The organism is Mucilaginibacter calamicampi, assembly GCF_042676765.1.
GTDB lineage: Bacteria > Bacteroidota > Bacteroidia > Sphingobacteriales > Sphingobacteriaceae > Mucilaginibacter > Mucilaginibacter calamicampi.
Genome location: NZ_JBHTHU010000001.1, coordinates 307,588 through 334,580, shown reverse-complemented (window position 1 = coordinate 334,580; position 26,993 = coordinate 307,588). Strand labels below are relative to the sequence as shown.

The window sequence follows — 26,993 nt, the reverse complement described above, 5'->3', positions numbered from 1 at the left end:
CCTCCTTAACAGAGACGGCCTTTTTTAATACCGGTTGTGTATGAGTTAGTGACCTTGATGTCCATCAACGCCATGCGCGTGGCCATGAGACAACTCCTCGGGTGTAGCAGGGCGTACGTTAAGGATGGTTCCTTTAAAGTGCAGTTCCTGACCAGCCATTGGATGGTTAAGATCAACTACAACAGAATCTTCAGCTACTGATACTACCTGGCCCTGAAAACGGTTGCCATTGTTATCCTGCAAAGGCAAAATAGAACCTATTTCTGGCACATCTGCTCCCGCAAACATCTCTTTTGGCAGGTTAGCTACCGCTTCGTCGTCATACTCGCCATACGCGTCTTGTGCGGTTAGTTTAAAGTCGTAAGTATCGCCGGTTGATAGTGTGCTCATATTTTCTTCAAACTTGGGCAGCATTTGGCCAACACCAAATAAAAAAGTAAGCGGTTGCTCCTGGGTTGCACTTTCAACCAGGTTTTCTGTTCCGTCCTGGTCTACATACAGATCATATGTTACTGACACTACGTGTTGTGGTTCAATTTTCATTGGAATTAATTTTACAATTTTCAATGTGTCCCTCGCGGCGCTAACACCTTAAGGAACTGTTTAATGCCCTGCTATTGCAAAAGGGCTGTTTTATAAATAATGTTTCAATTACTGATTTGTTTTAGCGCGCCGGATATATCAACAGCCGGCAAGCCACAGGTTTTGTCTTTGCATACAAAAATTTGTGTTGCCTGCCCAAACTTACCTTGCAGCAAAGGTAAAATTCCTGCTGTACCTCCCAACATAATTTTATTAGGAATGTAATTTTTTTCCATTTCGCCGCGTAACTCATCCCAGTTGTTACCTGTAATGGCAACTTCATACATCCCGAACACCTCCTCTGTAAGCATCATAAACCAGTTAGAATACGAGGAACCAAACTTAACCATATGCGGCATAACGTTACGCAGCAGTTGGGCGGCAATTCCTAAATACTGCTCATCATCAAACAACAGCCCTAATTTTTTCAGGTTACGCGCCATTACCGAGTTGGATGCAGGGATAACGCTATCCATTATTTCTGACTTTCTGGCTATTAACTGCTCGTCATTATCTCCGGTATAAAAGAAAATACCGTCTTCGTGGTTATAATAATACTGCAGCGCCCTGTCTGTCAAAACTTTGGCCTGTGCAAGCCATGCTTCATCAAAAGTTACCTCATACAGCGCTATAAAGGCGTTTATCAGGTTAGCATAGTCATCTAAAAAGGCAACATCAGGCGCGGTGCTACCCGGTTTTTTATAAATGCGATGCAGCCTGCCATTGTCATCTATCAGTTTAGCAGTAATAAATTTGGCGTTGTTTAAGGCCAGTTCAAGGTAATATGGCTCGTTAAAGGCCTTGTACGCATCGCAAAGCCCCTTTAACATCAAACCGTTCCATGATGCCAGTATTTTATCATCCAAACCGGGCCGGATACGGGGACTGCGGGCTTCAAAAACTTTTGTACGTGCAGCTGCTACTTTATCCAACATTACCTCAACAGGCATGCCCAATGCTTCGGCCAGATCTTTATCAGCGCCTCGTTTAAATAATACATTGGTTTCCTCTTCGGGCCAGTTACCTTCATCGGTGATATGGTAATAAATGCAGAAAACATCAGCGTCATCACCTAAAATAGCTGTAATTTCATCTTTTGTGAACGTATAGAATTTACCTTCCACGCCCTCGCTATCGGCATCAAGCGCCGAGTAAAAGCCGCCATCAGGCGAACAAAGTTCACGAGCCGCAAACTCAACTATCTCTTTAACCACCTGTTTATATTGCGGATCAGGACGCCAGGTATGTGCTTCTGCATACAGGCTCACCAGCTGGCCATTATCATACAACATCTTCTCAAAATGCGGCACATGCCATAAGCCATCAACCGAGTAGCGGGCAAAACCGCCGCCCACATGGTCGTATATCCCGCCCTGCGCCATTTTTTGCAAGGTAAGCTGCACCGCCGATGCTACATCTTCATCACCTGCTAAGTGCGCGTAACGCATCAGGCTTATCCAGTTGTTAGGCATCGGGAACTTGGGTGCCTTACCTATACCACCTTCCACCCTATCCAGGTGTCTTTTCCATACGTTTACAATTTGCTCCAGGTCTGTACGGGTATACTCGGGCTGCTCTTCAATACGATCAAGCGTTTCGAAGCGTTGTATGCCATCTGTAAGGCGCACGGCGTAATCTTCGGCTTCCTCGGGCTTTTGCTTGTATAGGTCGGCCAGGTTAAATAAAATACTTGTCCAGTCCTGTTTGCGGTAGTAAGTGCCACCATAAATGGGGCGCTGATCTGGCAGGCAAATGCAGTTAAGCGGCCATCCGCCTCTGCCGCTCATTAGCTGTATGGCGCTCATATAGATCTGGTCAACATCGGGGCGTTCTTCCCTGTCCACCTTAATACACACAAAATACTCGTTCATTACAGCAGCCACTTGTTCATCCTCAAAACTCTCATGCTCCATAACATGGCACCAATGGCAGGCCGAGTAGCCAATACTTACTATAATAAGCTTATTCTCCTCCTTAGCTTTTTGCAATGCTTCGGCACCCCAGGGATACCAGTTAACCGGGTTATTGGCATGTTGCAGCAGATATGGCGATGTTGAATTGGCCAGTTTATTCATGGTGATAGATATTATACAAAGATGCACAAAGGCATGGTAAAACCTTACCAAAAAAACTGGCAACATTATTGTATTAGACCAATCACTATGAAAAACATCACTTTTGAAAACATAACAGACGCTTACCAATTGGTAATTGGCGCGAAAATAAAAGGTAAAAACTACGACGAGATTTTTGAGCTGGGCCCTTACGATGCCAACAAACGCGGTTACATTTTGTACGCTTTTGAAAACGGCATCCGCTTTGACGATTTTAACGTTGTGATATCAGAGCTGGAACTTAAAAACCACTACCTGATTGAGAATGTTAAGATAACCCAGAAACTGGCGGCTTAAAATTCTTGCTTAGAAGGCCTGTTTTGCCAAAGGTTTAACGGGCTAAATTTTATTTCATATTAAGGGGTTTACAGGTATAACCGGTTAAACCCTGCTTCTTTTTCATCGTCATAAATGCAAATAAAAACGAGAAGAAAATGAAAAAGTTAGCCATAATATCAGCATTAGCCCTTGGTGGTTTTGCTTACAATAGCGCAAGCGCACAGGTACACGTTAGCGTTGGATTTAATTTAGGCGGGCCGGTTGTAGTGCAAAGACCGGTGGTAGTAGAAAGACCGGTTGCAGTTTATGACGACTACTATTATCTGCCCGAAGTTGACGCCTATTATAGCGTTGGCGAAAACCTCTACTATTATAACAACGGATACGCATGGGTATCTGCAGTTTACCTGCCCGGTGCTTACAGCAACTACAGCTGGCGCAACGTTAGGCACGTAGAGATCCGCGCCAACCGCCCTTATTTAAACCATAATGTTTATCGTACCAGGTATAGCGGCAACCAGTTTGACTGGAGGCGTTATGATAACCGGAATGACCGCAGGGACTGGGACAGGAACGCCGGTAACAATCGCCCAAACTGGAATAACAACAGGAATGACAACCGCCCGGATTGGAACAGGGGTAATAACAATCGCCCGGACCAAAGGAACGATAACAGAGGTAACGGAGGTTTTGACAGACCATCACAACCGGGACGTGGCGAAGGAAGGCCGTCGCCAAATGACAACCGGGGTAACGGAGGTTTTGACAGACCATCACAACCAGGGCGAGGTGAAGGCAGAGACGATAACCGCGGGCGTGGTAATGACAACCGCCCTAACTTTGCCAGCAATGTTGCTACCAGGCGCGGTTTAAATTAAGCGCAATTTTCCCCTATCATATATTATACCCAAAAAGACTTCGGTGACGACCGAAGTCTTTTTTTTAACCTGGTTTATGGTTAGTTTACAGGGGACCTTTATTTGGCTAACGTGTATTCACCATCAAACTCGGTTCCGCCGTACATTTTAACCACTTTCTCATTCATATCGAACATTGCCTGCTGCCTTATTTCCGGCGTTATTTCGCCACCACCCATCATAACCATCTTGGTATCGGGGCCAAGTAATGGAGCACCCGGTACTGTATTAACCCTTAGCTTGTAAGAAAATTTGGTTCCGTCATTTGCCGAAAGTCCTAAAAGTTTAAGCTTTACCGCCATTTCTAAAGTATAAACTTTGTCATTATCAAACTGCTCGGCAGCGTTGATGCCGTTTTCGTTATAAACAGATACCAGCGAATCCAGCCCTTCAACACCATCAACTTTTATAAATTTGTGCCTGGCCTTTAACATTTTATTATAGCCTGCTATTTCGTCTTCCGGAACTTTCTGTTCAGCTATTATCATCCCGAAACCAAAGCCTGAAGATACCCGCTCGTTTTTACCGGTATAGGTGGTATGCGGATAAGTGATGTTTGCTGTTTTACCCGTTTTTGTGTTTTTAACTGATAACGTTAACCCCCTGTCAATAATTTTATTAAATACAAAGCGGTCTTTGGTTTGGATAACTAAGTATAGATCTTCGTTGTTATTGGCCAGCGTATAAGAAAAATCTGTGGCAGTGTTATAGGCCTTTAGCTTATTATCCCATTCCGCGGCTTTACCGTCAATTTTAACAGTTGCAGGTATGCGTATGCTTGCTTCCTGCTTATTGGGCAGCTTTTGAGCGTAAGCGCTTACATACGCTAAAGCGCTAAATAGTAGTAATTGTAGCTTTTTCATAAGGTTATTTGGCTAAAGTGTATTCGCCCCAAAAATCGGTAGTGGTGGTAAGGGCGGGAAAGTCATCCTTTTTGTATAACGCAGAGTTTCCATCCACCTTCATAGTCATTCTTCCATCAATCATTGTCATCGTCATTCCGCTATCTTTTAAAAGGTCAATTCCGTTTAAAACGATATGGTAAGAAAACGCTTGTTTTGCCGAAGACGGTAACTTTAAATATTTTAACGGGATAGACATTTCGTAGTTATAACTCTCCCATTTTTCAAAACCCTGCCGTGCAACAATATCCTTATCGTTATAAACGGACAGCAGTGTATCCACATCCACCATGCCCGCTGTACGGATGTACTTATCGTTCAATTTTAACCGGTTATTAGCTACGGCCAGCATAGAATCGGGATTAGACCTGATCGCTTCGCGTTGTACCGCCATTAAACCCCCGGCGTTACTGAACTTTAAATTGGGTTTATTTTTATACTGCACCTCAAAAACCGGGTATTGAACGGTAACGGCATTTTTATCATCTTTTTTTCCGGAGGGATCAATAACCAGTACAATGCCACGTTGTGTGATCTTGGCTAATACATTTGGATCTGTTGCGTGTATGGCCAGGTACAGATTTTTATCGTCGTTAGCCATAGTGTAATGTAAACTTGTGGCATAGTTGTAAGCGGCAAAATTGCCCCATTCGGCTGCTTTACCGTCTATTTTAACATTGGCAGGTGCACGCAAACTTGTTTGCTGCACATTGGGCAGCTTTTGGGCGTAGGTGTTAAAGGCTACGATAGTGAGCAAGAATAAGGTTATTTTTTTCATAAAGGTTTATTTGATCAATGTGTATTCACCCCAAAAATCGGTTGTAGCTGTATGTTGATTTATAACGCTTGCGACGGGAAAGGAATACTTATAAGGCTCGCCATTGATCACTATATGATATGCAAATTTTTCTCCTGCCCGGGCAGACAATCCAAGCAATTTCATATCTATAGCCATTTCGCAGGTATAAACCTTTTTACTATCAAATGCCACCGCTGCCTCAAGTCCCTTGTCGTTACTAACAGGCACTAAATTGCCAATTGCCGGCAAACCATGGCTATAAATAAATTTTAGTTTTTCCTGCAACATTTTATTATGATGCTGCATTGTAGAATCTGCCTGCTCTTCTGATATTACCTCTGGTACCGGTATAGCGTCAAGTTGTATTTTACCCTCAACTTTCGATACCCTGTAGAGCTGATCGTTAAAGCCAAACGCGAAAATGTGCCAGTCTTCTATTAAAGGATATTTCACAAAAGCTGCGCCCTCGTCGGTTTTAAGGCCGTTCTTTTGTACAACAAACTTCACCCCGCCATTGCATATGCGGTTGTAAACGTCTTTAACATCTGTTTGCACCACCAGGTAAAGCTTCTTATCGTCGTTGGCTACGGTATAGTTAATTTCAGCTGCTTCGTTATAGGCTTTCATTTCACCCCAATCTGTAGCTTTGCCATCTATTGTTACACCCGCGGGCGCACGCATACCTGCCTGTTGCACGGTGGGCAGCTTTTGGGCATTAGCATTTACAAAAGCTAACGCTGACAGTAAAAGTAGTTGTAGTTTTTTCATGATAAGGCGTGATAGGTTTTAAGGTTTAATTGCTTTTTAAAGCTACGCGTCTTTAGTACATGCCACAACTATTTAACAAAATTTAACTTTGTGTGCCGGCAGTTTAAATACAAATGCAATACTATTTAGCTAACGTATATTCTCCCCAAAAATCGGTAGTGGCATACGTTACGTTATTTTGTTTCTCCATAGTGGAGATGAAAGGCGCTGACTGTGCCTCGCTCATGATGCTGCCGTCGCTATTCATGCCCCTGAACGATATGCCCGGAGGCATTGAAAATTTATTTGGCCCGGCAGGATTTATGGTGATATTATAAGCAAATTTCTTACTATCAGCCAATGATATTCCCAGTAAATCCAGGTCTATCGCTATCTCGCAGGTATATCCTCTTGTCTGGTCAAAAGCACCCGCGGCCTGAATGCCTTTATCGTTATAAACAGCAATAACACTATCTACTCCCACAATATCTTTGGTATATATCCATTTTACGCTACTTGCTATCCTTTGATTGTATACCTTCATTATGGAGTCGCCTTCGGCAGGCGTATTTACTTCTCCAATCTTTTTTACCGGGAAAACTACACGGGAACCCTTTTCAAAATAAGGAAATTTAATTCCTTTTGCGCCTTGCATGCTTTTTGAGCCATTGGGTTGCACCAATAGCCTTATGCCTCCAATTACAGCCCGGTTTGCAACTGTGCTCTGGTCAGCATGAATTACGAGATATAGCTTCTTATCATCATTAGCGATAGTATAATATGTATCTGTAGCAGTGTTAAGGGCTTTAAAGCCGCCCCACTCTATAGCTTTGCCATCAATTATAATGTTTGCAGGAGCGCGCATACCCGCTTGCTGCAGGCCAGGCAGCTTTTGGGCTTGCAAATTGTAGCAAAATGATGTTACCATCAACATCACAGCAATTTTTTTGATTTTCATATTTGTTAGTTGTTAATAGATAAAACTACCATCGCCTTTACGTTTCAGCTCCTCGCCGCCGCGTTTAGGCCTGCCGCCCCATTTTTGGAAGTTTGCCCTTAGGCTTACCATAAAATAACGGCTTAAGGCGTTTGACAATGTATTGGTTACGCCATTTGTAGATACATTTTGCTGTATAAAGTTATTCTGCTTTAAAATATCGTATACATTAAAACTTAAATACACATTATTCTTTTTAAAGAGTTGCCGCTCGGCACCGGCGTTTATTACCAATGGGTTGGTATTAAGCGCGCCCAAACCTGTTACAAAGTTTTTTGACGCGCTGTAATTAAACCTCCAGCCGCTGTTGAATGTAAAGCGACCGTCAATTGCCAGTGATGTAGTTTGGTACAGGGTAGATCTGGCCCCCGGCAGCGAAGTAAAGTTGCGCTGAATTTGATGCTGTATGGATGGATTGATCTCTATAACATCATTAGGATTTATACGCGGCCCAAAACTGTTTCTAACGTTCCAGGTGCTGGTATGATAAAGCACACCATTACTCATGGCCAGGTTATAGCCGTAATTAACGTTACCGCTTACTGACAGGTTATAACGCCTGTCTGCAAGTTGTTTTGACAATGTGTAATTGCCTCCTACCGAATGTGCACCGTCAATATTTATAAACGTAGTTTCGTTAGCAGTGCTGGGTCTGCCGGGCTCTATAAACCGCGTGCGTTGAATAGTATTGGTAACTATTTTGTTTTTGGTTTCTGACGCGCTTAGCGATAAGCTTATGTTGAACTTAGAGTTGGCTATATAGTTGTTATACGATGCATTAACACTATTGGTAAATGCAGGTTTAAGGTTAGGGTTACCGGTGATAATATTAAACTGATCTGAAATATCTGTAAACGGCTGTATCTGATCAAAAGAAGGAAGATTGTTGTTACCCGTATAACCTACCGTAAGCCTTTGAGAGGTTGACCATATATAAGTAAAACGCAAAACAGGTATCAGCCTTAAATTGCTGATAGCTGCGGAAACCGTTTGGTTGTTGTTATTGTTTACGCGTGTGCCGCTTAACGTTGTGGGTAATAATGATGCTCCTACTGACAGGTTGATCTTCTTACTATTGTAGGTATAGTTGGCTGTTAACCGGCTTTCGTTAAAAGCGTAGTTAAATATATTACTAAGGCGGGTAAGTTCTTTCACTTGTCCGTTAGCCAATACGGTGTCAGACTTTGCCACGTTATCATTCACGCTGCGGTTAAACCTGGCTATAAACTCTAACTGCGAGGTTTGCGAAAGCGGCTCTAAATAAGTGAATGTAGTACCATAAGTTGTGGTGTTGTTGGTGCGGCGGGTTAGCAAATTTACTAACGAGTCTTTTTTATCTATTGGCTTATTAAGCGTTTCGTCTTCAAAAAACCGGTAGTGGTTAAATCTCTTTCCATTATTGGTATTATCAGCCTTGTTCGCCGTTAATTGTATCGAAAAATTTCTGCGCGGTTTTTTAAAAATATGCTGATAGATGGCGTTTACGCCAATAGTTGTATTGCCGGTGATAGTGGAGGTGCTTGCCTCTACAGTTCTGTGTTCAAATCCTGTAATAAAGTTATTAATATTGTCTGAATAGGAGTTGCTGGAGGTGTTTCCTGTAGACCTGCTAAAGGTTGGTTCTACCTGTATGTTGTTGTACTTGTCAAAATCGTAATTAAGCCTAACCTGGCCGCGGTGCCCCCTATTGCTTACACTGTTTGTACTTTCCTGTGTAAAATAGCTGGTGTTTTTAACATCCGGTGTTTTACCGGCAGAATACGTTTCGCCGAAGCTTTTGTTAATAGAATTGTTGTCGCTGAAAGTTAAATTATAGCTCGATGTCATCTTTAGCTTTTTCCAATCATCGCTGTAGCTTATTGATGGATTGCCGCTAAAGGTGGTGCCGGCCCCGCCGCCGCCGCTGGTACCGCTTGAAACACCGTTTTGCGTGTTGCTTATGCGCCCTGTTATACTTATCTGCCTGTTGGCGTTTATGTGCGTTATAGTTATATTACCAGAATACCGTTTATCGTTACCGGCGCTTACTGTTGGACTCATATAGGTACCTATAGACCTGTCGGGCTTGGTAGTAACATTTAACAATTTAGTGGGTTCCTGGGTTTTAATACCTGTTTTAGCCGCCTGTTCGCCATAATCATCAATTACCTGGGCTTTTTCAATTATTTCGGCCGGTAAATTCTGTATAACCTGCGATACACTGCCGCCCAAAAAATCCTTTCCGTTCAACCGGGCTTTTTTAACCTCTTCGCCATTGTACAGCAGGGTACCATCTCTCCCTACATCAAAGCCTTCCATTTTTTTCAGCAGTTCATCCAGCGTATCACCCTCGCGCACCTTGTAATCGCTGGCCTTGTACTCAACCGTATCCTGTTTATAAACTATAGTAGGCGCGCCGTTTATGGTTACCTCTTTCAATTCAATAGCTTTTGGTGGCTTAAGCTCAAAGGGATCAAGCACTATCTGTTTAGAAAGATCATTATTACGGTAAAGCTTGGTGGTTTTGGCTATGCCCTGCCCGCTTACTGTTATGTAAAAACCCGCGCGCTTTACCTGCTTGAATATAAACACCCCATTTGCATTGGTAGTGGTATAAACAGAATCTAAAGGCGATTGAAGGAACACTACCGCTCCGGGTACAGGTTCGTCCTTCTCATCTTTAACAATCCCGCTCACATCTCTAAACTCCAACGCGGCCGGTACCTGACTGGCAGATTGCCCCGTTTTTGGCGCAACTCCGGGTACCTGCGCCAGCAGCCTTAAAGAAAATAGGAATAGTATAAAAAGTAGAGACAGGCCTTTCATGGGGCTATTATATTGGATAAGGTGAACGTCTTCTTGTATTGGTTTAATGGTACGCTAACATACTAACTATTTATTTAGTTAGCAAGGTGTTTAACATTTATTAACTTTTATAATGTGTTGCTTACATAGGGTTTATTTTGCAAGGGTATACTCCCCCCAAAAATCAGTAGTTGCGGCTTGCTGTTCAACATAATCATTAAGTTGTTTGGTAAAGGCTTCCGCCGGTGTTCCATCATTATTGGTGGCCATGCCGAAAGATATACCCATAGCGTATTTATTAGCACCACCTTTTATTGAGATGTGATAAGTAAATTTTGAAGCGTTGGCCGCACTCAGTCCGAAAAGTTTAAGGTCCACAGCCAGTTCAGCGGTGTAAACCTTGTCTACGTCAAAAGCATTGGCTACTTCTATACCCTTATCATTATATATTGATAATACGGTGTCTACACCGGGTATAGCATTGGTATAGATCTGTTTTACATTAGTTCTCAATTTTATATTATTGGCCTGCATTGCAGAATCTAACATATGATTTTTTTTCTCGCCGGTAGCACCTTGCAGGTCTAAGCGCTGTATAAACGAAATCCGTTTTCCCTTTTCCATGTACGGGAACTGGATGCCTGGGCTGCCGCTATCGTTTTTCGATCCGTTTTTCTGAATATTGATCTTAAGGCCACCGCTTACTATCCTGGTTATATTGTACCTGTCGGTAGCCTTAAATACCAGGTATAGTTTTTTGTCATCATTGGCTATAGTATAAAATATATCCGTAGCGGGGTTGTAAGCCTGGAATTTGCCGCCCCACTCAGTAGCTTTTCCATCAATTTTTACATTGGCCGGCGCGCGCAAACTTGCTTGCTGCACATTGGGGAGCTTTTGTGCATTGGCGTAGGCAAACGCTATTATCGCAAATAAAAGCAACTGTAGTTTTTTCATATTACTAAAATAAATCTATTACGATAGTTTCGTAAACTTACAACTAAACTTTTAGTAGTGCAATAGTTTTTATAAAATTTATCGCAACAAAACAGTTACTTGATTTGGCTAAGGTATATTCTCACCAAAAATCGGTGGTGAGTAAATTTTCTTCCCAAAAACCCGTCGCAATTTTGTCCCAAAAAAATGTAAATTTTTAACTTTTTTCAAAATATTGAATTACAGCTATTTATGTAATTTTTACAGATAAACTTACTGACTTAAAAGTAGTCTCACTTTGTCCCACGTTCAAAACACAAACTACTTACAGCCAATTGTTTATCTAAAAAACTGTCCCACCTTGTCTCACTTTGTCTCATATTTATGTGGGACAAGAACGCCGCCTAATTGCTACCTTTACCACCCATGACACCCGATCTGAAAATAGTAGCCACCGCCGACGGCTCCAACACCATATTTAACCCGCAAGTTGGCGAAAACTACCACTCGCGCCACGGTGCCCTGCAAGAGAGCAAACATGTATTCCTGAAGACTGGTCTGGAGTACTTTATTAGCGAAAGCGGCGCAAAAGCGGTGTCTGTGCTTGAGGTTGGGTTGGGCACCGGTCTTAACTTTCTGCTTACTGCCGACTATTGCACAGCAAACGCTATACAATTAGATTACACGGGTATTGAAGCCTATCCGCTAAGTCAGCAAATGATAAGCAGCACCGGTTACAAGCAATATGTACCCGCCGCTATTTGGGACGCTTTTATAGGTAATTACCAGGCATCCCTGCATCAGCCGGTTAATATTAACAACTTCTGCCAGCTGCAAACCGCCCACTGCCAGCTGTTACAGTTCCAAACAGAAAAGCGATACAACGTGATCTACTTCGATGCCTTCGCCGCCATCCATCAACCCGAAATGTGGAACGAGGGGGCAATTGCCCATACCATACAGTTTTTAAAGCCCGGGGGCGTGTTTGTTACCTACGCCATAACCGGCAACCTTAAACGCCTACTCAAAGCGCTGGGCCTGCAGGTACAGAAAGTACCCGGCGCACCGGGAAAGAGGGAGATGCTGCGAGCTTTGCGGGGGTGAAGATGATCTATCCTACATTTAACATTTACACATAATATCTGCACATTTGCACATCCACACATTTGCACATACTTATATGCCACTAATACCACCCGTTACCGCTTCAACCCCTGCAACTGCTTTTGAACGCCTGTTAGGTATAATGGACGACCTACGCCTTAACTGCCCATGGGACAGGAAGCAGACGTTAGAAAGCCTTAGACATTTAACCATTGAAGAGGTGTATGAGTTATCAGATTCTATATTGGCCGGAGATATGCCGGAGATAAAAAAGGAACTGGGCGATATTATGCTGCACCTTGTATTCTACACCAAAATAGCATCAGAAGGCAACCACTTTGACATTACGGGCGTATTGAACGGTATATGCGATAAACTGATAAACCGCCACCCGCACATTTACAGCGACGTGGAGGTAAACGACGAGAACGATGTAAAACGCAACTGGGAGCAGATAAAGCTTAAAGAGGGCAATAAATCTGTATTGGGGGGTGTACCGGCATCGTTACCCGCGTTGGTAAAGGCATCGCGGATACAGGAGAAAGCGCGTGGTGTTGGGTTTGACTGGGAAGAGAAAAGCCAGGTGTGGGCAAAGGTGGAAGAGGAAATGCAGGAGTTTAAAAACGAGTTCAATGCAGAAGACAACAGCGCCATTGACCACGACAAGGCAGAAAGTGAGTTTGGCGATTTATTGTTTTCGCTTATTAACTATGCCCGCTTTATTAATATAAATCCTGAAGATGCGTTGGAGAAAACCAATCGTAAGTTTATTAAACGTTTTCAATACCTAGAAAGCAAAGCAGCCGAAAACGGAAGGAAGCTACAAGATATGAGCCTTACAGAAATGGATGTTTTTTGGGAGGAGGCAAAAAGGCAATAGCAATTTAACTGTATAAATTCTTTAACAAAAAGACATGATGAAAAAGCTGATCTGTTTACTTCCGTTATTGATATTTATTGCAGGCTGCGTTAAAACAAACATTGACCAGCCCGAACCATTAGTGCCGTATGGTACTTTTGCAGGTAAATTTACGCGCACTTATATTGATCCTGCTACATCAGCTAAAACCACAGTTACCGCAAATATTCAATTGGTTATGTCTGATACCGGTTTTATACTTACCAGCGATGCCGACGCAGTTCACGCCAACGGCATGGGGGATTATCTGGGAAATGAAACCACGATTGAGTTTAAAGATTCAAACAATCCAACAACAGGGCCGCCACCTACAAAGTCATATTTAAATGGAGTGTTTAATTATGCTTATGACGGTTATAATTTCAGGATATTCAAAGTTTCCGGAGATGATACTTACGACTACCTTTTTACTAAGAAATAGTTATTAGTAAGCAATTTTATTTAAACCTGATGGCCTTAACCGGCGTTATCCGCGATATAAGCATCGAAGGGATTATCAGCACCAACAGGCAAACTGCCATTGTACCAATATTGAGTAATACTACATCTGTAAATTTGATTTCTACGGGAATAAATGTCATGTAATAAGAGCTGGCATCCAGCTTAAAAAAATGGGTATAGTACTGAAACAAACCCAGCCCTACTCCCAAAATATTTCCCAGCAATAAACCGATACTGATAAGATAGGAGGCATTATACAAAAATATCTTTTGTATGGCCCAGTTAGTGGTGCCCATCGCCTTCATAATTCCAATCATAGAGGTGCGCTCCAGGATCATGATAAGCAACGCCGATATCATATTAATTACCGCCACCAGCAGCATCAGCACCAGCATAACCTGCGCGTTAACATCCAATATCTGCAGCCAGTCGAATATATTAGAGTAGTTCTCCTTTATTGTAGTTAGTCTCAGTTTAATGGGTAACGAACTGTTTACCTGATCGGCAACGGTGTCAAGCCTGTCAAAGTTCTTTATCCGCAGTTCATATCCACCTATTACGTCAGGTTGTTGGTCGTTAAGCTTCTGTATTACAGAAAGGTCGCCTATAACATAGGTTTTGTCTACTTCCTGAATGCTGGTATCATAAATACCCACAATTTTAAACGGCCGGGGTCGCGGCGGTTCCTGCACAAAATAGATGATCACCTTATCGCCTACCTTCAGTCGCAAACGGTTTGCCGTGGTTTGCGATACCATCAGCTGCTGCCTTGCGGCTATGGAATCGGCAAAGTTAATAACGTTGCCTTCAACCAAACAGCTTTTAATAAATCTCCAGTTATAAGTCTTATCAACCCCTTTTAATATAACGCCTTCAATCTCGTCAGAGAACTTAACAATTCCTGCCTTGGTTGCATAGGGTACCATATACTCAACTGAACTGGCGTTGCGGAGTTTTTGCTCCGTAAGTGTATCTCTAACAAAAGGTGAATTTTCAAAGGAGCTATTGAGGTCGTATTTTATCACCTTCATGTCGCCATCAAACCCTCTCACCTTTTCACGGATCTCGCGCTTAAAGCCGCTTACAACTGCCAGCGAAAGGATCATCACCCCCAGGCCCAGCATAATGCCAATAATCGCAATGCGCACAATCAGTTTTGAAAACGTGCGTTTTGATTTAAAAGTTATTCTTCCGGCTATGAACGATGCAAAACTCAAGGAAAAGTATTTTTTTGTAACTTCGCAAATATGCGGTTTTACCGCTTAAAATGGTACTTTTAAATGGCGCAGGTGTTTATTTATATGAAAAGGATAAAATCATTTTTTCGATTTACACGTTCTGCCGCCCTGCTGCTTTTTTTAGTAACACTGCAAAGCAATTGCACTTTTGCCGGCAAACCAGCCCAACGCGATACCCTAAAAAAAATTATTACGGGAGCAGACCGTATTTCGCTGTATTTTGACTATATTAAGACGAAAAATATAGGCATGGTGGTAAATCAAACATCGGTTATTGGTACACGCCAAACAACTACGGTTGATAGCCTGCTGGCACGAGGTATTAAGATAAAAAAGATCTTCGGCCCCGAACATGGTTTTAGAGGAAATGCAAGCAACGGCGCCGTTGTCGGCGATGATATAGATACCAAAACCGGACTGCCTGTTATATCACTTTACGGCAAACATTACAAACCTACCCAAGCTGATCTGAAAGGGATTAATTTATTAATATTTGATATTCAAGACGTTGGCGCAAGGTTTTACACGTACATTTCTACTTTGCACTACGTAATGGAAGCCTGTGCAGAAAACAATATTGAGCTGATGGTGCTTGACCGCCCAAACCCCAACGGACTTACCATAGATGGACCTATTTTAGATACAGCTTATTCGTCTTTTGTTGGCATGCATAGAATACCCATAGCACACGGCATGACCATTGCGGAATACGCGCAGATGATAAATGGCGAGGGTTGGTTAAATAAGGGTAAAAAATGTAAGCTAAAAATTATAAAAATGGCCAATTACAGCCATGCTTCGCCCTATAAATTACCGGTTAACCCATCACCAAACTTAAATACGTATCAGTCTATATTACTTTACCCCAGCGTTTGCCTGTTTGAGGGAACTACATTGAGCTTAGGGCGTGGCACTATGGAACCTTTCCAGGTGGTAGGTCACCCATTGTTAAAAGGCAAATACAGCTATTCTTTTAAACCGGTAAGCATTGCCGGCATGAGCGAAGACCCGCCACAGAAAAACATGATCTGCTACGGCATTGATCTTAAAAATTATAATACAGACAGCTTAAGAAAAACACGCAAGATCAACCTTTCCTGGCTGATAAAAATGTACAATGACTTTCCGGATAAGCCGCGATTTTTTAACGCTTATTTTACCAAATTGGCCGGAACTGAGCAACTGCGTAAGCAAATAGAACAAGGAATGTCAGAGCAGCAAATACGCCTTAGCTGGCAACCCGGTTTAAACAAATTTAAAGTTGTGCGTAAAAAGTACTTATTGTATCAGTAAAGGGTAATTTTATGGCAAAACGCGGTTTAGCCATAAGCAATTGATACAATAATTTTATTTACAAAGTTTAATTTTACAGGTAACATCACATCAAATTGTCACTATGAAGATTGTTTTTATGGGCACCCCCCAATTCGCTGTTCCGTCGCTGGATGAATTGTTACAGGCAGGTTCTAATATTGTTGGAGTGATAACCGCGCCCGACAAGCCTGCAGGCCGGGGACAAAAACTAAATGAGTCGCCTGTAAAGAAGTTTGCTGTAGAAAAAGGTTTAAAAGTATTACAGCCAACTAATCTTAAGGATCCTCAGTTTTTAGAAGAGTTAAAGGCGCTTGAAGCAGATCTGCAGGTGGTTGTAGCTTTCAGGATGTTGCCCGAAGAGGTTTGGACAATGCCATCAAAAGGAACTATTAACTTACATGCTTCGCTACTGCCGCAATATCGTGGTGCTGCGCCCATTAACTGGGTATTAATTAATGGCGAAAAAGAAAGTGGTGTAACCACATTTTTCCTTAAACACGAAATTGATACGGGCAATATCCTGTTTACCGAAAAAGTTACGCTTACGGGCCACGAAACAGCCGGCGAACTGCACGACAGGTTAATGAACAAGGGCCCGCTTTTACTGGTAAAAACTGTAAAAGCAATTGAAAGCGGCCGTTATAACCAACACGCACAATCAAGTTTACTGGCTGAGGATATTGAGTTGAAGACCGCGCCCAAATTAAGCAAAAAAGACGGCCTGATAAACTGGAACCAGCCCTCAGAAACTATTTATAATCATATACGTGGTTTAAGCCCCTCGCCGGCCGCGTATACCACCTTAAACGAAAAAACCTTCAGGATATTCCGTGCAGAAACGCAGCCCTCTACCCCCGGTATATTACCCGGCGGCTTTTTAACCGACAATAAAACCTACCTTAAATTTGCTACGCAGGATGGCTATGTTTTAGTTACCGATGTACAATTGGAAGGTAAAAAGCGTATGGGTATTGAGGAGTTTTTAAGGGGAATAAAGCTGTAAATTTTTTTGTAGCAGGTGGCCTGTCATCCTGAGCCTGTCGAAGGACGGGCAAGGGCCTTCCCGCGCTATGGTTCGACAGGCTCACCATGACAGCCCCGTTAGCCACACGTCACTTACAGATAGTTGATTGATTCTATAACTTAGGATGGAAGAAAGTCCGCTATAAATTATTCGATCAAAATATTTTACTTAAACGTATTCAAATCCGGCAACTTATCCAACTTCTTAATCTCAATATTGCGATAGTAAGCCTCCGCTCCTTCAGACTGAAACTGGATCTTACCACTGGTTAACGGTTTTGTTGTACCATCAGGTAATACCGTGCGCGAGTTTTCAAGAACCATAACTACGTGGCCGTTTATTACGTGGATAGATTTGTCGCCAAAGCAATATAGTTCAACCGTTGTCCATTCGCCATGAGGGTTTTCAAAATTCCCGGCAAGGTGGGCTACGTTGCCTCCTGATCTTGCTATAGTAGCGGTTGATGCTGCACCGGTTGATGCGAAAGTATGTACAGGCGCGGCCGGGTCATACATCCAGCGGGTTCTTCTGGCTGTATCTGCTTTTTGCGCGTGTATATCCATCGCGGTTCCTGCTAAGGAATAATAATCGCCCATATCGCCTTCCTGTACTTGAAACTCCTGGGCCCGGTACCATACATGCCAAAACTGTCCGTGTGGTGCCTGACCGTGATACAGAAAACCATTATCGCGTTTATCAGCTAATCTGGGTTCATATTTTTTATCGCCAAATTTAACCTCGGCTTTAAGGTGATAATTGCCGAAATCTTGTTTTGTGCTATACCCGCCAAATATCTCGCCCGAAACATGTAAAACTGGCTTGCCATTCGTCATTTCAATTTTAAAAACATTCAGCGGATCGTTATTAAGGCCAAGTGGTGTACCTGTGGTTGTTCCATCGCCCTTGTTCCAATCGGGCAAGCCGGCTACGCTGGTATGTGGTATCCCAATAAACTTTTCAAAATATCTTCCGTCTTGTGTAAGCAACGGTGTCCATGCGTTAGTAAGTGTTTGTGCAAATGATGCCGCTGATAAAAGTAACATACAGAACAAAATAATTGAAAATCGTTTCATAGCAAAGGCGTTAAGTAGATGTTTTTAAATTGGTTATATCAAATATATACAAAACAAACAAACTTTAAGCCTCTGTATCATTCACGAAAATTTTAACTAATTAACTTACAAATCTACTTTCTTGCCCTTTCAAACTTATCTGCTAAAGACTTAGTATTGCCCTTCAAACGCTCGGCACTTTTGGCAATCCCATTCGCAGTTTTTGTTACCTCCAACAATTGCTGATTCTGGTATTTTTCTATAACAGGCAGTGTTACCATCAGCTTTAGCATAGTGTGGTAATCTTTAATATCTGCTTCGTTCTGCTCAATAAATTTGCTCAGCCTGGTAAGCTTATTAGTTTTTGACTGATATTGCTTATTGCTCGCTTCCAATATTGCCGATATCTTCTTCCTTAATGTTGAATCTGCAATAGTTTCAGATAAATTGCTGCCCGAACTATAGAACTCAACCGATTTTGCTTTAAACCGCTCAACCTTTGTTAAGCTGTCGCCCTTAACTTCATTAAATGCTGCCAACTCTTTTTCCAGCTTTTCAAGCTCCGGATCTTTTGACACAGCGTCATCATATAGTTCCTGTATCAGGTTACCGTAGCCCATACGTTTTATCGAAATAACATCCGATATCTTTTCGTCGTTTTGTAAGGCTTTGGGCATGGCCTGATCTGGCTTTGAACCGGCCGGTGGATTGCTGCAAGAGGACAACAAAATTGCAAAAGCTGCAATAATTAATGATGGTGGTTTCATGATTATAAGTTTTATGTTATTAGCGTAATACGCTAATAATATGACTATAACCAATAGCTTATGTTACAACTTGTTCAGCTCATCCATTAATGCCTTACTCACCTTATTAAAATATCGCCGTATGCCATAACCCATTACGCTTTGTATACCCTTAACTGCATTGGTTAAAAAAACCTCGTCGGCTTCATATAAAATTTCAGGGTTTATCTGTGCTTCAGTAAGCGGCACGCCTATTCTTTTAGCAATATCTATTACCACCTGCCGCATTACGCCCTCTACGCAGCCTTCGCTTAAAGCAGGGGTATATAAGTGATTTTGGTAATATACAAACACATTAGAACTGCTTGCTTCGCATAAAAAACCATTCTGATTAAGCAGCAAAACATCATCCAGATTATTCTGACTTTTATGGATGCCCGCAAGCACGTAAACAAGAGAATTGCAGGTTTTTATGTTGGATAGAAAATTGGTGGGTTTAGACAATTCGGTAAACACATCAATTATAAGTCCCTTGCTGTTTAAAAAATAACGGGGCTCATCAACAGGTTGAATTTCAAGCAGGTAACCTGCCTTATTTTGAGATGGGGTATAAAGTCCGTCAGCATCGCGATAAACAGTGAGACGTAAACGGCCGTGCTTTATTTTATTAACAGATGCCAGTTGCTCAGATTTTTCCTTTAAAAACCAGCTATCCATTTGCGAATACCCGTCTATTTTTAAAGCTTTCATGCCTTTTTGCAGCCGGCCAGCATGTTCGGCAGCAAATTTTAGCTGCCCTTTTAGCATGCGCATACTTTCAAACAAACCATCGCCGTATTTGAAGCCCCGGTTGGCCACAGTAAGCACTTTGGTATCTGCAGGTAATATTTCTCCGTTAAAATTTACAAAAAGCATTGGCAGCGGCAGATGTTTAAAAAATGATGTTTTGACAAACGTAGTTTGGTTAATGTTACAAAGATAGGCCGATTAGCATCCAATTATACCGGAGCCACATATTTTCGCCATTTTTCGAGCACTGATGAAAAATCATCCGGAAGGGCGGCTTCAAAATGTATGTACGTTTTTTTAGAAGGGTGCACAAAACCCAGCGTTTGCGCGTGTAACGCCTGCCGTGGCATTAGCTCAAAACAATTATCAACAAACTGCTTGTACTTGCTAAATACCGTACCCTTTAATATTTTATCGCCGCCATAGGTAGCATCGCTAAATAAAGGGTGCCCAATATGCTTCATGTGGGCGCGTATCTGGTGCGTACGCCCTGTCTCTAACTGGCATTCTATCAGCGTAACATAGTTTAAGCGCTCCAATACTCTATAATGGGTTACAGACCATTTTCCTTTCTCCGGATCATCATAAATAGACATTACGCGCCTGTCTGCCACGCTGCGGCCAATATAGCCCGTTACGGTGCCATCCTGCTCCAGATCGCCCCAAACCAATGCCATGTATTTACGCGTTATTGTATGATCAAAAAATTGCTTGGCCAGGTAATTCATTGAACGCTCGTTCTTACTGATAAGCAGCAAACCCGACGTATCCTTATCAATGCGATGCACCAAGCCCGGGCGGCCATCATTGCCCGGCAAAGTAGGTAACTGCTGAAAGTGATAAACCAACGCGTTAACCAAAGTACCGGTATAGTTATTATAACCGGGATGCACTACCATACCTGCCTCCTTATTAACTACCAATACATCATCATCTTCATAAGCAATAGTGATAGGCAAATTTTCAGGGTAAACTTCCGTATCGCGCGGGGGATGCGGCAATACAACCGAAATTACGTCAAGCGGTTTTACTTTGTAACTAGGTTTAACAGCTTTATCATTCACCAGCACGTTTTCGGCGTCTATGGCGTTTTGTATGCGGTTACGCGATGCATTTTCAACTCTATGCATCAAAAATTTATCAATACGTAAAAGCGACTGCCCTTTATCTACCACAACACGCAGGTGCTCGTATAGGTCCTGTTCATCTTGCTCAAATACTTCCGCGTCCTGGTTCATGCCGGCAAAAATAGTTGTTTTTTAATATGTGTAGTTGTACGAATATTGGTAATCTCCCAATTTGGTATTATTTTTTTATAATAAATATATATTACTTTTACTCCAATAACTTACTTTAAACCACAATTATGAGAAAACTTTACTCCTTTATTACGGCACTGTTACTTACTGCCGTTTCGTTAACCGCGAGTGCCCAGGATGGGTTTGATGAACTGATCAGATCCAACGCTGCGGATGCCACCATTTTATTTACAAACTATGCTAACCCTTTATTTAGAGGTTTTGGCACCGGGCTTAACAGCGGCTGGAACAATACAGCAGCTACAAAAAAATTATTGCATTTTGATTTGCGCATAACCGCAAACGGAGCTTTTGTACCTACATCAGACAAAAGCTTTGATGTAACTAAGGTTGGTTTAACCCGTATTACCCCGGCAAACCCCAGTGATGTAATTGCGCCAACTTTTGGCGGAAAAGACGCAGAAGGGCCATTGATGAATGTAAAAGACGGATCTGGACAAACCCTTAGCAGCTTTAGAATGCCTAAAGGTATTTTCCATATTATACCTGCTCCAACCGTTCAACTTACTGTTGGTTTAGTTCAAAACACCGATGTTACGTTTCGTATAACTCCCGATATTAAATTAGGTGATGACGCGGGTAAAGTGGGTATGTTTGGTATTGGCGTAAAACACAATATTATAAAAGATTTTGTAAAGACAAGTTCGTTTGATCTGGCACTTGCTGTTAACTACAGCCGCATTAACTATTCAAAAACATTAAATGTAGCTAACGAGGATGGAACATCAAACGCATCAAATAATCAGCGTGTTGATGCTAAGTTCAGCGGTGTTAACGTGCAGGCAATATTGTCAAAAAAACTATTGTTCTTTACTCCATTTGTAGCTGTTGCTTATCAAAGTGCTAACACAGAGTTTGGCGTATTAGGCAAATATGTGGTTAAGTCTGGCGGTGTAGCAGGCCCCACCGGACCGGTTTATACTTACAATACCCTTACAGACCCTGTTAACATTAACCAAAATAGCATTGCCGGGCTACGTACCGATGTTGGTTTCCAGTTAAATCTTGCTGTATTCCGCATTTATGCTTCAGGTAGTTTAGGTCAATACAAGTCAGTTAACGGCGGTATAGGCCTGGGCTTCTAAAATCGGTAATGCATATCGATCTGGATATTTACAGCCCCGTTCATCAAATAAAAGCTCAGCTTTTTGATGAACGGGGCTTATCTGTTTTTATAAAGCGCGACGACCTGATACACCCCATTATATCAGGCAATAAATGGCGCAAACTAAAATATCTATTAAAAAAAGCGCGGGCCGAAAGTAAAACCCATCTGGTAACATTTGGCGGCGCGTTTTCCAACCATCTGCTGGCCACGGCAGGGGCCGCTGCTTTATTCGGTTTTAAGGCCACTGGCTTTGTACGCGGTGATGCAATTGATAATGATATGCTTTTTATGTGCCGCCTGCACGGCATGAATTTAATTTTTGTTGACAGAGACAGCTACCGCGATAAACCTGCATTATTCAACAAACATTTTGCTGATGATGATTATGCGTTCTTTATAGATGAAGGCGGCGCATCGCCGGAGGCAGCGAGGGGTTGCAGCGAGCTGGTGGATGAATTAGCGGAAAACTACGACCATATTTTCTGCGCCTGCGGTACCGGCACTATGGCAGCGGGTATTATTAACGGGTTGCAAAATCATCACTCGCACACCAAAATGCATGGTGTACCAGTATTGAAAGGTGGTGATTTTTTAAGGAAGGATATTGATAATCTGCTGCTAAACAATTGTGAATACCACCTGCATACCGGCTACCATTTTGGAGGCTACGGGAAAACAACACCTGAGCTTATTGCATTTATTAAAAATTTCGTTGCCCAAACGGGTATACTTATTGACCCTGTTTATACCGGCAAAATGCTTTACGCCATTTATGATATGGCAGCTAATGATCAGTTTAAACCCGGCAGCAAAATATTAGCCATACATAGCGGCGGTATATGGGGTTTACTGGGGATGAAAAACAAATTTGACTAACAGAAAACTCAAATACCGTTTTTAAAATCGGAACAAAAAGCGGCTTTAGTTAATTTAAAGTTGGTTTTTTCTTTATCGGTTCAAAAATCGCCAAATTAGGGCAAACAGGCCATTTTGTGTACCTTTGATCTATACAAATACCAATATGTACAATCTATCTGTTGCACCCGAAAATGTTATTGATTCGTTACGAAAACATGTTTTAGCTGACGGCTATGACCTTACTTTTGACATGGAAAAAAGTGAGGGTGTTTACATCTACGATTCAAAAAACAAGCGAACCCTTCTGGACTTTTTTACTTGCTTTGCCTCGGTTCCCTTAGGATATAATCATCCTAAAATGCTGGGTGATGAGCAGTTTAAAAAAAGCCTGATGCTGGCTGCGCTGACCAATCCCTCTAACTCTGACATCTATACAACCGAATACGCGCAATTTGTTAAAACTTTTGAACGCGTGGGCATGCCGGATTACCTGCCACATGCCTTCTTTATATCGGGCGGTGGTTTAGCTATTGAGAACGCGCTTAAAACTGCCATGGACTGGAAGGTGCAGAAAAACTTCGCGAAGGGTTACACTACAGAGAAAGGCTTTAAAGTATTGCACTTTGAACACGCTTTTCACGGCAGAACCGGTTATACGCTTAGCTTAACGAATACGTTACCCGTTAAAACAAAATGGTTCGCCAAGTTTGACTGGCCAACGGTGTCGTTCCCTGCTGTAAAGTTTCCTCTTACTAACGAAAATCTGGCTGATCTTGAAAAAAGAGAAAAAGCATCCATTGAGCAAATAAAAAAAACGTTTGCAGACAATAAGGATGATATATGCGCCATTATTGTTGAGCCTGTACAAGCCGAAGGTGGCGATAATCATGCCCGAAAGGAGTTTATGGAGCAATTGCGTGTTTTGGCCGATGAGAACGAAGCTTTATTAATATTTGATGAGGTACAAACCGGAGTAGGCCTTAGCGGCAAATTTTGGTGCCATGAGCATTTTGGCGAAAAAGCCAGGCCGGATATTATCGCTTTTGGAAAGAAAATGCAGGTATGCGGTATTTTGGCCGGCAAGCGTGTTGACGAAGTAGAACACAACGTATTTAAGGTGCCTTCGCGTATCAATTCAACATGGGGTGGTAGTTTAGTTGATATGGTGCGCTCCACAAAAATATTAGAGATAATTGAGGAAGACGAGCTTTGTAATAAAGCGGCAGACAATGGCCGCTACCTACAGGAACAACTGAACGCAATTGCTATACGAAACCCTAAAATAAGCAATGTGCGTGGCAAAGGATTATTGACTGCATTTGATTTTACTGACAAACCTCAACGTGATAAATTTATAAGCGAAGGGATGAAAAGAAATGTAATGTTTTTGGGTTGCGGCCCGCGTACCATACGCTTTAGACCGGCACTTATTATTGAAAAAAATAATATTGATAACGGCCTGAATATCCTGAAAGAAGTGCTGCAAATGTTATAAAAGTGTAATAATATTGCTACAACAACTTATTTTTTAGTGAGAAAATAATCTTCGGTTTTGTTTTAAACTGCTATAACGTATGTTTGTACATATCACGTAAGCGTGATTCGTTAACAGGTACGCATCCCTAATAAGCCTGTAATTCTATAAGAATAATTTTTCCCTAAAATTGTTATTTTATATGAGCAAGCCAATTGAAAAACTAAAAAAACAGCTTATAGAAATATCTGAAGTTGTTAATGCATTCCGTTCCGAAGCAGTACAGGTAAGAGTAGTGGACAAGCTATTGGAAGCCATGATTGAGTTTGAAAAAAACGAGATAGATAATACTGAGGTATTCATCAAAAAAAAGCCCGAAACAAATACAACAGTTAACATTGCCCAGCGCAAAAAACCAGGTGCAACAAGAGTATTACATAAGTTATTGAATACCGATTTCTTTAAAACGCCACATTCTATATCATCCATTGCCGAATACTGTATGAAAAAACTCGATTCGGATTTTAAAACGTCTGAGCTTTCTGGTATTTTACTTAAATTATCCAATGAGAATAAGTTAAGAAGGCAACGCAATGAAGAAAATAACAGGTTTGAATATATTAAGATATAAACAGCTTATTTAAGGTTAAATAAGTTATCAACACCTAACACCCGGTGCGAGGTAAATCCTTCCGCATACGTAACTCCCATAATTTTTCCAAATTCGCGGGCGCGCCCGTCAATACCCTCAATAAATCCGGGCGAGGAAATATAGGTTTGTGGCTCACCCTCATTCCAGTCCGGGTTATAAAACTGCGACCCAAACGCTTTTATGCTTTCAATTTTTTTGTCCCAATGCTCGGTAACATCAATTAATATATCAGGCTCAATATACTCGTCCTGTATAAAATTGAGTAAAATATTGGGGCGCCAGGGTTGCTGTAATTCGCCATCGCTGTAGGTTTCAATTTTACGCAAGCCTGATAGAAAACATGCGGTGTCAATTAACTCATAAGCCCTGCCATGATCGGGATGCCTATCGTGCTTAGCATTACCAATAATTATTTCCGGCTGATATTTGCGTATAGCCGCTATAACTTTCAACTGATATTCCTGTGTATTTTGAAAAAAGCCATCGGGCAGGCCCAAATTCTCCCGTGCATGCAGGCCCAATATAGCAGCAGAAGCCGCAGCTTCAGCGGCGCGTATCTCTACTGACCCGCGGGTGCCTAATTCGCCGCGTGTAAGATCAACTATGCCTACTTTCTTTCCGTCAGCAATATGTTTAAGCAGAGTGCCGGCACAACCTAATTCAGCATCATCAGGATGTACAGACAGTACCAGTATATCTAATTTGAGCATAATATTAAATTTCGTTTACCAGGCGGTCTATTCTTTTCCTGATCTTCTTAGACGTGGGCTTGGTAAAGGGATAAAAAAAATCGGTAACAACACCCAGTCTGTTAACCAAAAACTTGTGGAAATTCCAGCGTGGCACGGATGATAGTACGCCATTTTGCTTTTTATCAGCAAAAAACTTATACAGCGGATGAGCGTACGGCCCCCGCACTCTTATCTTATCAAAAACGTGGAAATTTGTTCCGTTATTTTCGCAAAACTGGATAATTCCGGCACCTTCCAGCGGTTCCTGCCCGCCAAAATCATTTGACGGAAAAGCCAGTATTTCAAAATCTAAACCTGCAAATTCATTTTTTAATTCAACCAGATCCTTCATTTGAGGAGTAAAACCGCATTGCGAGGCGGTGTTAACTATAAGAAGCACCTTGTTTTTATAAGCGCTTAAACTCTCTTCCAGTCCGTTTAACATGGGGACGTTAAACTTGTAGATGGTATTATCAGTCATTAATTAATATATATACGAATCGTATCCTGCCTGTTGCAGTATGTACTCAATATCGTGCTGTTCTTCCCTGTCGTATTCTTGTTTTAAGTTGTGGCCAAATATGCGTGCTGCTGATTGTAGCAGGAAAGCATTAAAGCCGCCTTTTAGTTCCTTAACCAGAGCGTATGTAGTATTATCGGTTTCGCGGTCAATTAATTTTATCAAGATCTCTCCCTGCGTAACCGTTAAATTTTCAATCTCTTTGTTAAACATGTCCTTTATCTGCGTCTCGCATGATTTTACCAGCGCCTTTTGCTTTCTCTTATCACCAGTAAGTGCCAGATCGCGCTCTAACTGTCTATATCTTTGCCCTGCGAAACGGGCATACGGAATAACTTTATAAACATTGTATTTTAAACGCCGATAGGCATCGCGATCTGCCTGTGTTCTGAAAATACGCACATCTGTTATCTGTACCTCCGGGGCAACCATCCATGGTATGCGTTCCCCTTCGTATTCAACAGAATAGGTCCTTATAGTGTCATTTTTGCCCAATACCGGATATCGCGCCGCTTCTTGCGCTTTTACTACGCCAGCCACACAACAGCAAACTATAATAAGACCGATAAATTTCATAATTTTACTTCTCTGCAAAATTAAAGCAATTTTTTTCTGTATTTTATAAAGTTACGGCAAATAAAATGTTT

The 26,993-nt window shown here is 41.9% G+C and carries 27 protein-coding genes; 11 read left to right on the top strand and 16 right to left on the bottom strand.

Annotated features, from left to right (window positions below; genetic code table 11):
* Positions 1 to 45: 45 nt before the first annotated feature.
* Both ACFQZS_RS01485 and ACFQZS_RS01480 read right to left on the bottom strand, forming a co-directional pair.
* A complete protein-coding gene (locus ACFQZS_RS01485; RefSeq protein ID WP_377096609.1) occupies positions 46 to 543 on the bottom strand; it encodes an FKBP-type peptidyl-prolyl cis-trans isomerase in 498 nt (165 codons plus the stop codon).
* Positions 544 to 647: 104 nt separating this feature from the next.
* Positions 648 to 2,657: a thioredoxin domain-containing protein gene (locus ACFQZS_RS01480; protein ID WP_377096606.1), complete on the bottom strand. Its 2,010-nt coding sequence runs from the start codon at positions 2,655 to 2,657 to the stop codon at positions 648 to 650.
* 87 nt (positions 2,658 to 2,744) lie between these two features.
* On the opposite strand from ACFQZS_RS01480, the gene ACFQZS_RS01475 reads away from it, so the two are divergent.
* Together ACFQZS_RS01475 and ACFQZS_RS01470 are read left to right on the top strand one after the other, a co-directional pair.
* Positions 2,745 to 2,993 carry a hypothetical protein gene (locus ACFQZS_RS01475; protein WP_377096603.1) on the top strand — a complete coding sequence of 83 codons (249 nt, stop codon included), beginning with the start codon at positions 2,745 to 2,747 and terminating at the stop codon, positions 2,991 to 2,993.
* A gap of 137 nt (positions 2,994 to 3,130) precedes the next feature.
* Complete coding sequence (locus ACFQZS_RS01470) at positions 3,131 to 3,853, top strand: hypothetical protein (protein ID WP_377096600.1); 723 nt, start codon at positions 3,131 to 3,133, stop codon at positions 3,851 to 3,853.
* A gap of 98 nt (positions 3,854 to 3,951) precedes the next feature.
* Here the strand turns inward: ACFQZS_RS01470 and ACFQZS_RS01465 are convergent, their stop codons facing one another.
* From ACFQZS_RS01465 to ACFQZS_RS01440, 6 genes are all read right to left on the bottom strand, one after another.
* Positions 3,952 to 4,755, bottom strand: a complete 804-nt coding sequence (locus tag ACFQZS_RS01465; RefSeq protein WP_377096597.1) for a hypothetical protein — start codon at positions 4,753 to 4,755, stop codon at positions 3,952 to 3,954.
* Between the two features lie 4 nt (positions 4,756 to 4,759).
* Positions 4,760 to 5,572: a hypothetical protein gene (locus ACFQZS_RS01460; protein ID WP_377096595.1), complete on the bottom strand. Its 813-nt coding sequence runs from the start codon at positions 5,570 to 5,572 to the stop codon at positions 4,760 to 4,762.
* Between the two features lie 6 nt (positions 5,573 to 5,578).
* Positions 5,579 to 6,361, bottom strand: a complete 783-nt coding sequence (locus tag ACFQZS_RS01455) for a hypothetical protein (protein ID WP_377096592.1) — start codon at positions 6,359 to 6,361, stop codon at positions 5,579 to 5,581.
* Positions 6,362 to 6,482: 121 nt separating this feature from the next.
* Positions 6,483 to 7,298 carry a hypothetical protein gene (locus ACFQZS_RS01450; protein WP_377096589.1) on the bottom strand — a complete coding sequence of 272 codons (816 nt, stop codon included), beginning with the start codon at positions 7,296 to 7,298 and terminating at the stop codon, positions 6,483 to 6,485.
* A gap of 12 nt (positions 7,299 to 7,310) precedes the next feature.
* Positions 7,311 to 10,142, bottom strand: a complete 2,832-nt coding sequence (locus ACFQZS_RS01445) for a TonB-dependent receptor (RefSeq protein WP_377096586.1) — start codon at positions 10,140 to 10,142, stop codon at positions 7,311 to 7,313.
* Positions 10,143 to 10,274: 132 nt separating this feature from the next.
* A complete protein-coding gene (locus ACFQZS_RS01440) occupies positions 10,275 to 11,078 on the bottom strand; it encodes a hypothetical protein (RefSeq protein WP_377096584.1) in 804 nt (267 codons plus the stop codon).
* Positions 11,079 to 11,483: 405 nt separating this feature from the next.
* Here ACFQZS_RS01440 and mnmD point away from each other — a divergent pair, with 405 nt between their 5' ends.
* The 3 genes from mnmD (at position 11,484) to ACFQZS_RS01425 (ending at position 13,501) form a co-directional block, all read left to right on the top strand.
* A complete protein-coding gene (mnmD, locus tag ACFQZS_RS01435) occupies positions 11,484 to 12,161 on the top strand; it encodes a tRNA (5-methylaminomethyl-2-thiouridine)(34)-methyltransferase MnmD (protein WP_377096581.1) in 678 nt (225 codons plus the stop codon).
* 76 nt (positions 12,162 to 12,237) lie between these two features.
* Entirely contained in the window at positions 12,238 to 13,041 is an 804-nt protein-coding gene (mazG, locus tag ACFQZS_RS01430) for a nucleoside triphosphate pyrophosphohydrolase (protein WP_377096578.1), read from the top strand.
* 34 nt (positions 13,042 to 13,075) lie between these two features.
* On the top strand, positions 13,076 to 13,501 hold the full coding sequence (locus tag ACFQZS_RS01425; RefSeq protein ID WP_377096575.1) for a hypothetical protein: 426 nt from the start codon (positions 13,076 to 13,078) through the stop codon (positions 13,499 to 13,501).
* 16 nt (positions 13,502 to 13,517) lie between these two features.
* Here ACFQZS_RS01425 and ACFQZS_RS01420 read toward each other — a convergent pair whose 3' ends face one another.
* The gene (locus ACFQZS_RS01420) at positions 13,518 to 14,738 is read right to left on the bottom strand and encodes an ABC transporter permease (RefSeq protein WP_377096572.1); all 1,221 of its coding nucleotides are present in this window, start codon (positions 14,736 to 14,738) and stop codon (positions 13,518 to 13,520) included.
* A gap of 84 nt (positions 14,739 to 14,822) precedes the next feature.
* Between ACFQZS_RS01420 and ACFQZS_RS01415 the strand changes: the two genes are divergently transcribed.
* Complete coding sequence (locus ACFQZS_RS01415; protein ID WP_377096569.1) at positions 14,823 to 16,052, top strand: exo-beta-N-acetylmuramidase NamZ family protein; 1,230 nt, start codon at positions 14,823 to 14,825, stop codon at positions 16,050 to 16,052.
* A 103-nt stretch (positions 16,053 to 16,155) separates the two neighbouring features.
* On the top strand, positions 16,156 to 17,076 hold the full coding sequence (gene fmt, locus ACFQZS_RS01410) for a methionyl-tRNA formyltransferase (protein ID WP_377096566.1): 921 nt from the start codon (positions 16,156 to 16,158) through the stop codon (positions 17,074 to 17,076).
* A 185-nt stretch (positions 17,077 to 17,261) separates the two neighbouring features.
* On the opposite strand, the gene ACFQZS_RS01405 is transcribed toward fmt, so the two are convergent.
* The 4 genes from ACFQZS_RS01405 to ACFQZS_RS01390 all read right to left on the bottom strand — a co-directional run bounded on the left by ACFQZS_RS01405 (position 17,262) and on the right by ACFQZS_RS01390 (position 20,922).
* Complete coding sequence (locus ACFQZS_RS01405) at positions 17,262 to 18,170, bottom strand: 3-keto-disaccharide hydrolase (protein WP_377096564.1); 909 nt, start codon at positions 18,168 to 18,170, stop codon at positions 17,262 to 17,264.
* Positions 18,171 to 18,283: 113 nt separating this feature from the next.
* The gene (locus tag ACFQZS_RS01400; RefSeq protein WP_377096562.1) at positions 18,284 to 18,916 is read right to left on the bottom strand and encodes a hypothetical protein; all 633 of its coding nucleotides are present in this window, start codon (positions 18,914 to 18,916) and stop codon (positions 18,284 to 18,286) included.
* Between the two features lie 63 nt (positions 18,917 to 18,979).
* Entirely contained in the window at positions 18,980 to 19,810 is an 831-nt protein-coding gene (locus tag ACFQZS_RS01395) for an aminotransferase class IV (protein ID WP_377096560.1), read from the bottom strand.
* A gap of 83 nt (positions 19,811 to 19,893) precedes the next feature.
* Positions 19,894 to 20,922, bottom strand: coding sequence for an RluA family pseudouridine synthase (locus ACFQZS_RS01390; protein ID WP_377096557.1), 1,029 nt, complete (start codon positions 20,920 to 20,922; stop codon positions 19,894 to 19,896).
* A 128-nt stretch (positions 20,923 to 21,050) separates the two neighbouring features.
* Here ACFQZS_RS01390 and ACFQZS_RS01385 point away from each other — a divergent pair, with 128 nt between their 5' ends.
* The 4 genes from ACFQZS_RS01385 to ACFQZS_RS01370 all read left to right on the top strand — a co-directional run bounded on the left by ACFQZS_RS01385 (position 21,051) and on the right by ACFQZS_RS01370 (position 25,074).
* Positions 21,051 to 22,088 (top strand): DUF6588 family protein, encoded by a 1,038-nt coding sequence (locus tag ACFQZS_RS01385; protein ID WP_377096554.1) that lies wholly within the window; start codon positions 21,051 to 21,053, stop codon positions 22,086 to 22,088.
* A gap of 8 nt (positions 22,089 to 22,096) precedes the next feature.
* Positions 22,097 to 22,987, top strand: coding sequence for a 1-aminocyclopropane-1-carboxylate deaminase/D-cysteine desulfhydrase (locus ACFQZS_RS01380; RefSeq protein WP_377096551.1), 891 nt, complete (start codon positions 22,097 to 22,099; stop codon positions 22,985 to 22,987).
* Positions 22,988 to 23,132: 145 nt separating this feature from the next.
* Positions 23,133 to 24,464 carry an L-lysine 6-transaminase gene (gene lat / locus ACFQZS_RS01375; RefSeq protein WP_377096548.1) on the top strand — a complete coding sequence of 444 codons (1,332 nt, stop codon included), beginning with the start codon at positions 23,133 to 23,135 and terminating at the stop codon, positions 24,462 to 24,464.
* Between the two features lie 181 nt (positions 24,465 to 24,645).
* Positions 24,646 to 25,074, top strand: coding sequence for a hypothetical protein (locus tag ACFQZS_RS01370; protein ID WP_377096545.1), 429 nt, complete (start codon positions 24,646 to 24,648; stop codon positions 25,072 to 25,074).
* A gap of 5 nt (positions 25,075 to 25,079) precedes the next feature.
* Here the strand turns inward: ACFQZS_RS01370 and bshB1 are convergent, their stop codons facing one another.
* From bshB1 to ACFQZS_RS01355, 3 genes are read right to left on the bottom strand one after another with little or no spacing between them, the layout of a single operon-like run.
* Positions 25,080 to 25,805 carry a bacillithiol biosynthesis deacetylase BshB1 gene (gene bshB1, locus ACFQZS_RS01365; protein ID WP_377096542.1) on the bottom strand — a complete coding sequence of 242 codons (726 nt, stop codon included), beginning with the start codon at positions 25,803 to 25,805 and terminating at the stop codon, positions 25,080 to 25,082.
* A gap of 4 nt (positions 25,806 to 25,809) precedes the next feature.
* Positions 25,810 to 26,307: a glutathione peroxidase gene (locus tag ACFQZS_RS01360; RefSeq protein ID WP_377096539.1), complete on the bottom strand. Its 498-nt coding sequence runs from the start codon at positions 26,305 to 26,307 to the stop codon at positions 25,810 to 25,812.
* A 3-nt stretch (positions 26,308 to 26,310) separates the two neighbouring features.
* Positions 26,311 to 26,922: a DUF4294 domain-containing protein gene (locus ACFQZS_RS01355; protein WP_377096536.1), complete on the bottom strand. Its 612-nt coding sequence runs from the start codon at positions 26,920 to 26,922 to the stop codon at positions 26,311 to 26,313.
* Positions 26,923 to 26,993: the final 71 nt, after the last annotated feature.